Genomic DNA, 13,782 nt, shown 5'->3' with positions numbered 1-13,782 from the left:
GCAGCCCAGACGGATAATCAAGGGAATGGCCGATGAACGCTCCCCTCCGGCAAACCGACCGACTGGGGCGGCTGACCACCGTCCTGGGACCCGAGGCGCTCGCGCTCTTGCGCTTCGATGGCACCGACCACGTCAACGAAAACTTCGAATATCGGGTCGAGGCGCTTTCGACGTCACGCGATCTGGACTTTGACACGCTGCTGGGCACCCATGCCACGGTCGAGATCGAAGGACGCGAAGGGCCGCAGGCGTTCGACGGGATCGTGACTCAGGCTCGCTGGGCGGGTGTGGGCGAAAATGGTCACCGCTATGACCTCACGCTGCGGCCGTGGTTCTGGCTGGCTGGACGCAGGCGCAACCAGCGCATCTTCCATGACCAGACCGTCGTCCAGATCCTGCAGACGCTTCTGTCCGACTATGCGGGTCTTGGCGAGCCCGCACTGCATGTATCGCTGACACGCGATTATCCGGTTCTGGAATACACCGTGCAGTATCGCGAAAGCGACATGGACTTCGCGCGGCGACAGATGGAACGCGCCGGGATCAGCTTCCACTTCGCCCACAAGCGGGGCAGCCACACGATGGTGCTGACCGACAGCGCGTCGAGCCATGACGAGATCGGTTCGCGTCCGTTCAAAAGCTATGACGGTCATCACCAGGCCGAAGGTGAACATTTCTGGGAATGGGCGCCCGAGCGGAATCTGACCACGGGCGCGGTGCGGCTGACCGATTACAATTTCAAGCAGCCCGACCAGGCGATGGAAGTGGATCGCCAGGGTGACGCCGCCCATGCGGAGGGTCGGCTGGAAAGCTACGACTACCCGGGCGATTACCCGGACGAGGGCGCAGGTCGCGGCATAGCTGGCCTGCGGATCGCCGCAGAGCGTGGCGGCGACAAGCGCAACCGCGCGGTCGGTGATTGCGTCAGCCTGCGCGCGGGGCGGCGCGTCGGACTGTCGGGCGATCCGGTGCCGGGCACGGGCGAGACGTTCCTGTGCCTGTCGGCCAGCCACCATTTCGTGTCCGAGGCTTATGGGTCGGGGGGCGAGGGCAGCGATGGCTACGCCTTCACGGGCGCCTACACGCTGATGCCGGACGATGCACCGCTGATGCCGCCGCGCCGCAGCCCGATCCCCGTCGTTCACGGACCCCAGACCGCGACCGTCGTGGGCGAGGGAGAGATCGACTGCGACGAATACGGCCGCATCCTGGTCCGGTTTCACTGGGATCTCGACGGGGCGATCTCGATGCGCTGCCGGGTCAGCCAGAACTGGGCGGGCGCGGGCTGGGGCGGCATCGTCATCCCGCGCATCGGCATGGAAGTCGTCGTCGAATTTCTGGAAGGCGATCCCGACAAGCCACTGGTCACAGGCTGCGTCTATAACGGTCGCAACGGGCTGCCCTATCCCTTACCCGCGAACAAGACCGTCAGTTCGTTCCGCTCGACCACCCATCAGGGCGGCGGCTTCAACGAATTGCGGTTCGAGGATCAGTCGGGCCGAGAAGAGGTCTTCATGCATGCGCAAAAGGACCACAACACGGTGATCGAGAACGACGAGAGCCACACGATCGGCCACGACCGTTCCAAGTCCGTCGCCAACAACCAGTCCGAAAGCGTCGGCAACGACAAGACCATCGGCGTGGGCAACAACCACACCGAAACGATCGGTGTGGACAAGGTCCTGAGCGTCGGCAGCAACCATACCGAAAGCATTGGCGCGGACATGGCGCTGAGTGTCGCGGCGAACCGCACGACCGACGTGGGCCAGAACCGGACAAGCTCGATCGGCGCGGATGAGACTTTGAGTGTGGGTGGCAATCAAAGCGTGAGCGTGACGGGCAATGCGTCGCTGGGTGTCGGCGGTGACCAGAGCGTCGGCGTCGATCAGAACCGCACGCTGTCGGTCGGCATCGACGACACCAGCAGCATCGGCGGCGCGCAATCGGTCGCCGTGACCGGCGAGCGCAGCGTGTCGGCCGCCGCGCAGTCGCTTTCGGCCGAGAATGATTTCTCGATCGTGTCGCAGAACGGATCGGTCCTGATCCGAGCGGCATCGACGATCGTGCTTGACGCGCCGAACATCGTGCTGAAATCGGACGGCGCCAACTTCATCAGCATCGGCGGCGGCCAGATCGTGGTCGAAGGCGGCCAGACTTATATCAACCCGCGCGAATCTTCGCCCGTCTGACCGCAGGAGCCTCATGCCCGTCTGCCAGACCGCCCAGTTCGACCTGACCATCCCGGAAGGATGGGAGGATCGCAGTATGATCACATGGGTCGCTCCGCCCTCGAAGCGCTACAAGGTGCTGCCCAACGTGCTCGTCTCCAAAAGCCGGATGCTGCCGGCCGAGGATCTGTCAGGTTTCGTGAACCGGCAGCTGAAGGAACTGATGAGCAAGGTTCCGACCTTCGACCTGCTGCGGCGGGGCGACACGCTGCTGAACGGAAACCCGGCAATCGAGCTGTCGTTCACCATGCGCCCGCAAGGTGTGACCCTGATGCAAAAGCAGCTTTTCTTCATGCCGCCCGGCGATCCGCGAACGGTTTACACCGTTGTCGCGACATCGGCCAAGGATGACTGGGCGGTCCTGGACGCCGATTTCAGCCGCATCTTCCAGTCGCTGTCGATGAAGAACGGATAGCCGTCCGCCATGCCCGCCGCTCTCTCTGCCGCCCATGTCGCCCACGAGATCGAGCATTCGAACGCCTTCATGGGATTTCTGATCGGGGCGGCGGTCGGCCTTGCAGTGGGGGCTGCCATCGTCGCCGCAGCCGTCGCGGCCCCGGTCACGGGCGGGGCGAGCCTGCTGATCGTCGCAGCCGTCGGCGGCGCAATCGCGACGACGGGGGGCGCAGCGCTGGTCGGCGCGCAGATCGGCTCGCTCAGCAAAAACCCCAAGGGACCGATCGTCACCGGGACCGGCAACGTGTTTTACGGACCGGGCCGGATTTCGGCCGCGCGCGCGGTGATCGACACGGTCGCCTGCAAGGACCACGGGACCAAGCGCATCGCGCAGGGCAGCGACAGTGTCTTCATCAACACCTATCCAGCCGTCCGTGACAGCGACAAGACCGAATGCGACGGCGACGTGAAGTCGAATTTCGACAACATCTTCATCGGCGCCGAGACCGCGACCTATCTGGAGATCGACAGCGAGATACCCGGCTGGATGCTCAGCGTGGCGGAGTGGATGGTGATCGGCGGCACCGCCGTCGCGCTGCTGGCGGGGGGCGCCTTCGCGTTCATCGCAGGTGGCCTTTGCGGGCTGGCATCCTTCGGGCTGGTCACCGCGCTCAGCTTTGCGGGTTCGATCGTCGGCGGCATCGCCGGTGGTGCGATCGGCGAGGCGCTTGGCGGCGAGAAGGGCGGCATCATCGGCAACCTGATCGGCAGCTTCGCGGGCGGGCTGATCGGCGGGCGGGGCGGCCTGCGCCTGTCCAACCGCTACATCACGGGTCATCCGATCGATGTCGCGACCGGCGAGATGTTCACGTCCGAGGTCGATTTCACCATCACCGGACTGGTGCCCATCGCCTGGGAGCGGTTCTGGATCTCGGGGTCCGAGGCGAATGACGCCCTCGGCTGGCGTTGGCATCATCCGCTGGATGGAGTCGTCGTCGAGGGAAGGGGCGATTACGCCCTTTGGTTGGCCGACCATGGCCGCACGTTGCTGCTGCCGAAGCTGCAGCCGGGCCAGTGCTACTATCACCGCTCGGAACGGGTTCTCGCGATCCGCGATGACCAAGGCTGGACCATCCGTGACAGCGACGATCGCTGGCACGCCATGGTCGCGGATGCGAACGAGAAAAGCCGGTTCCTGCTGAAGGAGATCCGGGACGCCAATGGCAACCGCGTCACGATCCGACGCGACGCGTCCGGTGCTATAGACCACGTCACCGGCAGCGACGGCATCGAGTATCTGTTCCGCAACGATGATGCCGGTCGCATCCGTTCGATTCATCGTCGCGCCGGGCTGACCGAGCAACGGCTCGTGTCCTACGATTACGATCAGGCGGGTGATCTGGTCGCGGTGACGGACGCCGAAGGGGCGACGGCGCGCTACAGCCTGAACGCCCATCACCTGATCGAGCGCGAAACCCATCGAAGCGGCTATTCGTGGCATTTCCGCTGGGATGTTCCCGCCAAAGGATCACGCGCCCGTTGTATCGAGACCTACGGCGACGATGGCAGCTTCACCCGCCGGCTGTCCTATGACCTGGCGGAACGGACCACGACCGAAACGGACGGCGAGGGTCGCGTCACGCAGCATTGGTGGAACGAGGCCGGACTGGTCACGCGGACGCTGACGCCGATGGGGCATGAGTTTTTCACGGACTGGAACGTCTACGCCGAACGGCTTTCGGTCACCGACGCGATGGGCGCGGTGACGCGGATGGGGCACGACGAATTCGGGCGTCAGATTACCCATATCGCCGCCGACGGTTCGGTCACGCTGAACCGCTACGCCAGCGACGAGCCGACCGATCCGCGGTTCTTCGCGTGCGCCAGCGTCACCGATGCCGCTGGGGCAGAGACGCAGTTCACCTATGACCCACGCGGCAACGCAGTCTCGATGACCGACGCGCTCGGCCCTGTTGAGACGCTGATGATCGACGAACGCGGTCTGCCGCTGGTTCGGCGTGACGATCAGGGTGTGATCCAGCGGCTGACCTGGACGGCCGAGGGCCGACTGGCTGCGGAACGAAACTCTGCCGGCGGGCGGACGACCTATTCCTATGACCGCTTCGGGCGCCTGATCGGTGAGAATGTCGAGGGCGAAGCGCCGCGCCGTTATGACTTCGACGCCAGCGATCGACCCATCCGCCTGATCGAAGGCGACGGCAGCACGACGCTGCTGACCTATGACACGGACGGCAATCTGGCGAGCCATACCGATCCGCTGGGGCACCGGACCCGCTGGGAGTTCGCCGGCTTCGGTCTGGTCGCGCGGCGCACAAATGCGGATGGCACCCGATTGCATTTCCGCTACGACAGCGAACTGAACCTGACCGGCATCGCCAACGAATTGGGCGAGGTCTACGCCTTCGACTATGACGACGACCAGCGGCTGGTTGCCGAAACCCAGTTCGACGGGCGGCGGATCGACTATGACCTAGACCCCGCGGGACGGGTGCTTGGGGTCCGCGACGGACGGCGAGAGCATCGGCTGGAGCGTGACGTGATTGGCCGCCTGACCCGCCGCATGTCCAGCGACGGGATATGGGCGCGGTTTTCCCATGACCGGATCGGGCGGCTGATCGCTGCGGACACACCCGAACGCAGCGTGGCCTTTGCCTATGATCTTCGCGGCGGCTTGGTGCGCGAGGTCCAGGACGGGCTGGCGCAGGATCATGTCCTGTCGCCGCGCGGGCAGCGGACGGCGACGATCCTGCCCGACGGGCGCGTGATCCGCTACGACCGCGACGCGGACGATGCGTTGACCGCGATCCGGTTGGACGACCGGCAGGTCGTCACGATCGACCGCGACCGTCTGGGGCGGGAAACGCAACGCCGCGCGGGCGAGGCGGTGATGCAGACCGATTACGATCCGCAGGGACGGATCGCCAGGCAGATGGCGTGGCGGGCAGGCGTGACGGGCCCGGTCTTTGGCCGCCGCTACGATCATGCGCCGGACGGGACGCTTGCGAGTGTGGACGATCTGGCGCGCGGGCAGGCGCGCTATGCCTTCGATGCGCGCGACCGGCTGCGCGAACTGACCGGTCCCGACGGCGACCGCTTTGCCTTCGATCCCGCGGGCCGCCTGCTGGGCGGGACAGAGGCCGCGCGCGGCGCCTCTGTCGTCGGGGGGCGGCTGCTGATGCAGGGCGACCGGCATTATCGTTACGACGATGCCGGCAACCGCATCGAAGAGCGGCGGGGGCAGGGCGGCCGCATCGTCACCCGCTTCGATTACGACGATCTGAACCAGCTAGTCGCGGTGCGAGAGAGCGCCGGTCGACGCGTGCGCGAGACGCGCTTTGCCTATGACGCGCTTGGACGGCGGGTCTGGAAGCACTATCGCGAGCGTTTCTCGGATCTCGATCCGGCCAACGACGCCGAGGCCGTAGCCGACGTCGTGACGCGCGACGAGCGCACGGATTTCCTGTGGTCCGGCGACGTGCTTCTGGCCGAAAGCCGCACCGATCTCAAAGCAGAGGCGCAGATCGCCGCCGATCCCTTGGCGGTGCTGTATCTGCACGAGCCGGGCAGCTTCCGTCCCGCCGCGCAGATCCGCCGACACTCGCGCGAGGCCGAGGGCGAGATCCTCGCCTACTGGCTCGACCGGACGGGCACGCCGCTTGAGATCACCAACGAGAACGGCGAGATCGTCTGGCAGGTCGCGCTGAAGGCCTGGGGCGGGATCGGCCGCGTGCTGGTGGACCGTGCCGAGAACCCGATCCGCTTCCAGGGCCAGTACCACGATATCGAGACCGGCCTGCACTACAACCGCCACCGCCACTACGACCCCGAGGCAGGCTGGTACCTGTCATCCGACCCCCTGGGCATCCGTGGCGGCATGGTCCAGATTGGCTATGTCGGCGACCCGACCGGCTGGATCGACCCGCTGGGGCTTGCCGGCTGTCCCTCCATCACCAGCAAGCGCCAGCATCACAACAACACCGTCGACAGCATCCGCAACAGCATCAACGCGATGCCGAACAGGGTGGCCGTGCCGCGTGAAATGTCGATCCGCGGATCCGGGATTCCGGGTCGAACCCGCCCCGACATCGCCGTGTTTGACAGCAATGGCAGACTGCTGCACTTCGTCGAGGTCAAGACCGGGCAGGCCGGGCTGACACCGCGACAAACGAGCATTTATCCGCAGATCAGAAACGGCAACGCCATCCCGACGGGTAGCGTTGCACGCGACTACGGATTGAAACCGGGGGTCCCGTTGAACCAGCAGGGTTATCCCAATGGCATCCCGGTTTACGAAGTGAGATACCCCTAAGGCTGAGACATGAAGAAAAAAGAATTCATCGCTGAACTTAAATCGCTGGGTTGGACACAGCAGCGGACGGATGGTGAGACGTTCTATCGTTACGCGAAAGACGACCGGCTGATCGACGTTAATCCCACCATCCGGCCGATGGTCGGCAGGACGATGGTTGCGCCGGGCGTGTCGGTGACGACCGAAGCCTTTATCGCCGCGACCGATGCCGTGAGCGGCAAGAACGAGGGCGGGTATCCGCTGGTTGTCCCATGGCCGCCGCAGGATGGCGTCTATGTCACCCAACTCGACGCCGAAGTGGTTGCCGAGATTTCGCAGCAAAGCATCGACTGGGGGATGGCACAGGATCTGGACGCCGCGCTCGCCTCGATGTGCGCCTATGCGACGGATGAACCGGGGAGCCGACCCCTGCTTCACCTCGCGGCGCTTGCCTTGGCGGGTGAGACCGAGAAGCTCGAATCCTATCGCCAGTCCTTCGAGGCGGGCGACCGGCTGGGCTTCGTGCCCTATATCGACATCGGCTATATCGAGCGGGCACTGGCCTTAGCGAAGGAACGCGACGGCTGACAGAATATCCGCGGCGATGTAACGCGGGTGCGTGATGCAGCGTATGGACGTCCGTGACGAAAGGACCCGATGAGCCCCGGGAACGACGAATGGTCGCGTCTGATGCGGGCGGGCCTTGCCGGCGATGCTGCGGCCTATCGCGATCTGCTGCAGGCGATGGCGCCGGTGCTACGCGGGATCGTGCGGGCGCGGGGGCCGGGGCTCGGGGCCGATGAAGGTGAGGATGTGGTGCAGGACATCTTGCTGGCGATCCATCTAAAACGCGGGACCTGGAATCCGGGCCAGCCGCTGCGCCCTTGGGTCTACGCGATCGCGCGGCACAAGCTGGTCGATGCGTTCCGCCGGCGCGGCCGCCGCATCCATCTGCCAGTCGAGGATTTCGCCGAGGTGCTGGAAAACGAGGCGCCGCCCGATCCGTTCGAGGCCAGCGACGCCGCCCGCCTGATCGACCGGTTGGAGCCGCGCGATGCGGCGCTGCTGCGTTGCCTTGCGCTGGAAGGGCAGGGTTCCGAGGTTTGCGGCGCGCGGCTGAACCTGTCGCCCGGCGCGCTGCGAGTGGCGCTGCATCGTGCCTTGAAGCGTCTCGCCGTCATCCGGGTAGAGGATGAGCGATGAAGACGAACCAACTGATCGGACTTCTGGCTCAAGACCGGACCGCGCCCGTGTCACGGGCACCGCGATTTGTCGGCGGCATCGCCGCCGCGCTGGCTGTTTCGGCGGTGGCCGTGCTCGCGGTGCTGGGCGTGCGTACCGATCTGGGTGCGGCCGTGATCGATCCCGCGACAATCATGAAATGGCTTCTGCCGCTGGCTCTGGCCCTTGCCGCCGGGATTGCCAGCCTGACCCTGTCGCGGCCCGACGCCCGTGGCGCGCCGTCCTTGTGGCTGGCTGGGGCAATCGCCGTTCTGGCCGTCGGGACGATCCTCGGCGAATGGATCACCACACCCGCCGACATGCGTTGGACAGAAATGCGCGGCTATTCGATCCCGGGTTGTTTGATCTCGATCATCGCGATCGCGATCCTGCCCTTCGGAGTTGCCATTTACACGTTGCGAGCGGGCGCGAGTGTCAAACCGGGGCTCAGCGGTGCGGCCGCAGGGCTGGCGACAGGATCGGGTGCGGCTGTGGCCTACGCCTTCCACTGCAACGAAGACGCGCCGCTGTTCTACCTGACGTGGTATGGCGCCGCGATCCTGATCGTCACCGCGACCGGCTGGCTCGCCGGCCGGCACTGGCTGCGGTGGTAGCCAAACCGGAACGGGCCCGCCTTCGCAAGCGGACCCGTCCTGATCGGCGCGGCGATAAGCCGCGCCTTTCGTGCAGGATCATTCCTGCCAGCTTTTCACCAGCTCGTCGTAGCTGACGGTCTCCGGCTCGGGCTTCTCGTTGTCGAGCTTCAGCTGCGGCGCGATCGTGCCGTTCGCCTTGGCCTGCTCGTTCCAGTAGGCGAGGTCGTGCTCCTCGTTCATCTTCGGGCCGATGTCACCCTGGACGCCCGCGCGTTCCAAACGCTCCAGCACCTGTTCCTGCTCGGCGCAGAGGCTGTCCATCGCTTCCTGCGCGGTCTTGGCGCCGGACGACGCGTCGCCGATCGCCTGCCACCACAGCTGCGCCAGCTTCGGATAATCCGGCACGTTGGTCCCGGTGGGCGACCAGTTCAGACGGGCGGGCGAGCGATAGAACTCGACCAGACCGCCCAGCTGCGGGGCACGTTCGGTGAAGCTCTCGTGCTGGATGGTCGACTCGCGGATGAAGGTCAGGCCAACATGGCTTTTCTTCACGTCCACGGTCTTCGAGGTGACGAACTGCGCGTAAAGCCATGCGGCCTTGGCGCGATCGTCCGGCGTCGATTTCAGCAGCGTCCACGACCCGGCATCCTGGTAGCCGAGCTTCATGCCCTCTTGCCAGTAGGCGCCGTGCGGCGAGGGCGCCATGCGCCATTTCGGCGTGCCGTCCTCGTTCATCACCGGCAGGCCTTCCTTGACCATGTCGGCGGTGAAGGCGGTGTACCAGAACATCTGCTGGGCGATCTCGCCCTGCGCGGGCACAGGTCCGCTTTCGCTGAAGGTCATGCCCTGGGCTGCGGGCGGGGCGTAGGCCTTGATCCAGTCGAGATATTTCTGGATCGCGTAGACGGAAGCCGGGCCGTTGGTGTCGCCGCCGCGTGCGACGCAGGAACCGACGGGGCGGCTGTTTTCATCCACCCGGATGCCCCATTCGTCGACCGGCACGCCGTTCGGGATGCCCTTGTCGCCGTTTCCGGCCATCGACAGCCACGCATCGGTGAACCGCCAGCCAAGCGAGGGGTCTTTCTTGCCGTAATCCATGTGGCCGAAGACGGTCTTTCCGTCGATCTCGCGCCCGGTGAAGAACTTGGCGATGTCCTCGTAAGCCGACCAGTTGACCGGCACGCCCAGATCATAGCCGTACTCTTCCTTGAACGCGGCCTGGATCTCGGGATCGTTGAACCAGTCGTAGCGGAACCAGTAGAGGTTCGCGAACTGCTGGTCAGGCAGCTGGTAGAGATTGCCGTCCGGCGCGGTGGTGAAGGATTTTCCGATGAAGTCGTCGATATCGAGATTGGGGTTAGTAACGTCGGCGCCCGTATTCGCCATCCAGTCGGTCAGGTTGCGCGCCTGCTGGTAGCGCCAGTGCGTTCCGATCAGGTCGCTGTCGTTGACATAGGCGTCATAGACGTTTTCACCCGACTGCATCTGGGTCTGCAGCTTCTCGACCACATCGCCCTCGCCGATCAGGTCATGGGTGATGTTGATCCCTGTGATGGCCGAGAAGGCGGGCGCCAGGACCTTGGATTCGTATTCGTGCGTGGTGATGGTTTCTGAAACGACGTTGATGTCCATCCCCGCGAAGGGCTGGGCCGCGTCGATAAACCATTGCATTTCGGCTTCCTGTTCCTCGCGCGTCAGGGTCGAATTGTCGATCTCCGCGTCGAGGAAGGCGGTCGCCTCCTCCATCCCCGCCTGGGCGGAGGTGACCATCAGCGCAAGCGCCATGGCCGTCGTCAGGTGCAGTCTCATTCCTCTTCCCTCCCGTTGATGCCGGCCCTCCTGCCGGCGGTTGTCACACCCAGCGGAACACCGCTGCGGCGTAAAGAAGCGCGATGGCCAGCCCGCCCCAAAGCGGCATCCCCATGATGCCGAGCCAGAGAAGGCAGATGAAGGCCGAGCCGAGCAGGCTGATGAACAGCCTGTCGCCGCGCGTGGTGGTGATGCCCAGAACGCCCCTGCGCGGCGTTTCGGGGAAACGGATGGCGAGCCAGGTGAACAGGATCAGCAGGCCCGCGATGATTGTGAAGAAGACGGCGGTGGGCAGCGTCCAGGCCATCCAGCCGCCCGGATTGATGCTGCCGAACCAGTCGTGTGCATCGTCGCGCATCGGCACCAGCGTCGTCAGCCAGACGAGAAAGCCGAGCCACAGGATGCCGACCAGCGCAAAGCCCGCATTGACCGAGCGGCGCATCACACCCTCCCTAGGGCGAAGCCCTTGGCGATGTAGTTGCGCACGAACCAGATCACCAAGGCGCCCGGTATGATCGTCAGCATCCCCGCCGCCGCCAGCACCCCCCAGTCGAGGCCGGATGCCGAGACGGTGCGGGTCATCGTGGCCGCGATCGGCTTGGCGTTGACCGAGGTCAGCGTGCGCGACAGCAGCAGCTCGACCCAAGAGAACATGAAGCAGAAGAAGGCGGCGACGCCGATCCCCGATGCGATCAGCGGCATGAAGATGCGGATGAAGAAGCGCGGGAAGGAATAGCCGTCGACATAGGCGGTCTCGTCGATCTCGCGCGGGACGCCCGACATGAAGCCTTCCAGGATCCAGACTGCCAGCGGCACATTGAACAGGCAGTGCGCCAGCGCCACGGCAATATGCGTGTCGAAGAGCCCGATCGAGGAGTACAGCTGGAAGAACGGCAGCGCGAAGACCGCGGGCGGCGCCATCCGGTTGGTCAGCAGCCAGAAGAACAGATGCTTGTCGCCCATGAAGCGATAGCGGCTGAAGGCATAGGCCGCAGGCAGGGCGACGGTGATCGAGATGACCGTGTTCATGACCACATAGATCAGGCTGTTGACGTAGCCCATGTACCAACTCGGGTCGGTCAGGATCGTGCGGTAATTGTCCAGCGTCGGGTTCTGCGGCCACAAGCTGAAGACGCCCAGGATCTCCTGATTGGTCTTCAGGCTCATCGTCAGCAACCAGTAGATCGGCAGCATCAGGAACAGCAGATACAGCGCCATGACCAGTGCCGAGCCGCGTCCCTTGGATTCAGCGACCGCCGCCATCAGAGCGTCTCCCCTTCCTTGGTCATCGCCGTGTAGAAAACGAAGGACACGAGCAGGATCACCAGGAAGTAGATCAGGCTGAACGCCGCCGCGGGGCCAAGGTCGAACTGCCCGACGGCCATCTTGACCAGGTCGATCGAGAGGAACGTGGTGGCGTTGCCGGGGCCGCCGCCGGTGACCACGAAGGGCTCGGTATAGATCATGAAGCTGTCCATGAAGCGCAGCAGGACCGCGATCAGCAGTACGCCCTGCATCTTCGGCAGCTCGATATAGCGGAAGACCTTCCAGCGGCTGGCCTGGTCGATCCGCGCGGCTTGGTAGTAGGCGTCGGGGATCGATTGCAGCCCGGCGTAACACAGCAGCGCAACAAGGCTGGTCCAATGCCAGACATCCATCACCACGATGGTGATCCAGGCGTCCACCGCGTCGTTGACGTAGTTGTAGTCGATGCCCATCGCCTTCAGAGTATGACCCAGAAGGCCGATATCGACGCGGCCGAAGACCTGCCAGATCGTGCCGACGACGTTCCACGGGATCAGCAGCGGCAGCGCCATGAGGACCAGGCAGAACGACGCCCAGAACCCGCGCTTGGGCATGTTCAGCGCGATGAAGATGCCCAGCGGGATCTCGATCGCGAGGATGATCGCCGAGAACATGATCTGACGACCCAAAGCCGCGCGGACGCGATCAGATGACAGCGTCTCCTCGAACCATTCCAGCCCGGCCCAGAAGAACTGGTTGCCGCCGAACGTGTCCTGGACCGAGTAATTGACAACCGTCATCAGCGGCAGCACGGCCGAGAAGGCGACGAGGATCAGCACCGGTAGGACCAGCAGCCAGGCGCGGTTGTTGACGGGTTTGTCCATCAGGCGGCCCTTTCCGCCGTCGCTGGGTCCACGCGCCACTCATCGGCGTAGACATGGGTATGGGCCGGATCGAGGATCACCCGATCGGCGCGCTCGGGGATCGGCTGACCTTCGGGGACGATGACGTTGAAGGGGGCGCCGGCGACGCGGCCGCGCACGATGCGATGGTGGCCCACATCCTCGACACGCTCCAGTGCGAAGGGCAGGCCGTCATCGCCTGCGCCGAGCCGGACGAATTCCGGCCGGACGCCGATCTGGACATTGCCGGACAGCGCCGGATAGCGGTGCGCTAGCGCAAACAGCATGTCGGCCGCCCGCGCCATCGATCCGTCGACCCGCGCATCCAGCACGTTCATGCCGGGCGAGCCGATGAAGTAGCCGACGAAGGTGTGTTCCGGCGCGTCGAACAGCGCCTGCGGCGTGCCGGACTGGACCACGCGGCCGTCGTACATGACCACGACCTGATCGGCGAAGGTCAAGGCTTCGGTCTGGTCATGGGTGACGTAGATCATCGTGTGGCCGAAGCGTCGGTGCAGGTCCTTCAGCTGCGTGCGCAGTTCCCATTTCATGTGCGGATCGATGACCGTCAGCGGCTCGTCGAAGAGGATCGCGTTGACGTCCTGCCGCACCATGCCGCGGCCGAGGCTGATCTTCTGTTTGGCATCCGCGGTTAGCCCGCGCGCGCGGCGGTCCAGAACTTCGGTCATGCCGATCATCTTCGCGACCTCGTCGATCCGCTGCGCGATCTGCACGGCGGGAAGTCCGCGGTTCTTCAGCGGGAAGGCCAGGTTCTCGCGCACCGACATGGTGTCGTAGACGACCGGAAACTGGAACACTTGCGCGATGTTGCGCTCCATCGTCGGCAGGGCGGTGACGTCGCGGTCGCCGAACAGGATCCGCCCCTGCGACGGCACCAGCAGGCCCGAGATAATGTTCAGCAACGTCGACTTGCCGCAACCGGACGAGCCCAGCAGCGCGTAGGCGCCGCCGTCCTCCCATGTCAGGTTCATCGGCTTCAGCGCCCAGTCGTCGTCGCCCTTGGGGTGGGGCAGGTAGCTGTGCGCGAGGTTTTCAAGCGTGATCTTGACCATCGC

The 13,782-nt window shown here is 64.9% G+C and carries 11 protein-coding genes; 6 read left to right on the top strand and 5 right to left on the bottom strand.

Going from position 1 to position 13,782, the window contains the following annotated elements; all coding sequences use genetic code 11:
- Positions 1-32: 32 nt before the first annotated feature.
- From MLD63_RS07460 to MLD63_RS07435, 6 genes are all read left to right on the top strand, one after another.
- The gene (locus MLD63_RS07460; RefSeq protein ID WP_255329233.1) at positions 33-2,189 is read left to right on the top strand and encodes a type VI secretion system Vgr family protein; all 2,157 of its coding nucleotides are present in this window, start codon (positions 33-35) and stop codon (positions 2,187-2,189) included.
- A gap of 13 nt (positions 2,190-2,202) precedes the next feature.
- Entirely contained in the window at positions 2,203-2,643 is a 441-nt protein-coding gene (locus tag MLD63_RS07455; RefSeq protein WP_255329232.1) for a DcrB-related protein, read from the top strand.
- Between the two features lie 9 nt (positions 2,644-2,652).
- Positions 2,653-6,954 (top strand): RHS repeat-associated core domain-containing protein, encoded by a 4,302-nt coding sequence (locus MLD63_RS07450; protein ID WP_255329231.1) that lies wholly within the window; start codon positions 2,653-2,655, stop codon positions 6,952-6,954.
- A 9-nt stretch (positions 6,955-6,963) separates the two neighbouring features.
- Positions 6,964-7,521, top strand: a complete 558-nt coding sequence (locus MLD63_RS07445) for a DUF6990 domain-containing protein (RefSeq protein WP_255329230.1) — start codon at positions 6,964-6,966, stop codon at positions 7,519-7,521.
- Positions 7,522-7,590: 69 nt separating this feature from the next.
- Positions 7,591-8,136, top strand: coding sequence for a sigma-70 family RNA polymerase sigma factor (locus MLD63_RS07440; protein WP_255329229.1), 546 nt, complete (start codon positions 7,591-7,593; stop codon positions 8,134-8,136).
- Positions 8,133-8,768, top strand: coding sequence for an NrsF family protein (locus MLD63_RS07435; protein ID WP_255329228.1), 636 nt, complete (start codon positions 8,133-8,135; stop codon positions 8,766-8,768). The genes MLD63_RS07440 and MLD63_RS07435 overlap by 4 nt, the downstream gene beginning before the upstream one ends.
- Before the next feature lie 78 nt (positions 8,769-8,846).
- On the opposite strand, the gene MLD63_RS07430 is transcribed toward MLD63_RS07435, so the two are convergent.
- From MLD63_RS07430 to MLD63_RS07410, 5 genes are all read right to left on the bottom strand, one after another.
- Positions 8,847-10,559, bottom strand: a complete 1,713-nt coding sequence (locus tag MLD63_RS07430) for an ABC transporter substrate-binding protein (RefSeq protein WP_255329227.1) — start codon at positions 10,557-10,559, stop codon at positions 8,847-8,849.
- Positions 10,560-10,602: 43 nt separating this feature from the next.
- Complete coding sequence (locus MLD63_RS07425) at positions 10,603-10,917, bottom strand: DUF2160 domain-containing protein (RefSeq protein WP_369696998.1); 315 nt, start codon at positions 10,915-10,917, stop codon at positions 10,603-10,605.
- An 83-nt stretch (positions 10,918-11,000) separates the two neighbouring features.
- Positions 11,001-11,822 carry a carbohydrate ABC transporter permease gene (locus tag MLD63_RS07420; protein WP_255329225.1) on the bottom strand — a complete coding sequence of 274 codons (822 nt, stop codon included), beginning with the start codon at positions 11,820-11,822 and terminating at the stop codon, positions 11,001-11,003.
- Positions 11,822-12,688 (bottom strand): carbohydrate ABC transporter permease, encoded by an 867-nt coding sequence (locus MLD63_RS07415; RefSeq protein ID WP_255329224.1) that lies wholly within the window; start codon positions 12,686-12,688, stop codon positions 11,822-11,824. The genes MLD63_RS07420 and MLD63_RS07415 overlap by 1 nt, the downstream gene beginning before the upstream one ends.
- A complete protein-coding gene (locus MLD63_RS07410) occupies positions 12,688-13,779 on the bottom strand; it encodes an ABC transporter ATP-binding protein (RefSeq protein ID WP_255329223.1) in 1,092 nt (363 codons plus the stop codon). The genes MLD63_RS07415 and MLD63_RS07410 overlap by 1 nt, the downstream gene beginning before the upstream one ends.
- Positions 13,780-13,782 lie beyond the last annotated feature (3 nt).

Origin of the sequence: Paracoccus albicereus (assembly GCF_024359525.1) — a bacterium.
Classification (GTDB): Bacteria; Pseudomonadota; Alphaproteobacteria; order Rhodobacterales; family Rhodobacteraceae; genus Paracoccus; species Paracoccus albicereus.
Note: the sequence above shows the minus strand (reverse complement) of the source record. Positions and strands in the feature narration are given on the sequence as shown.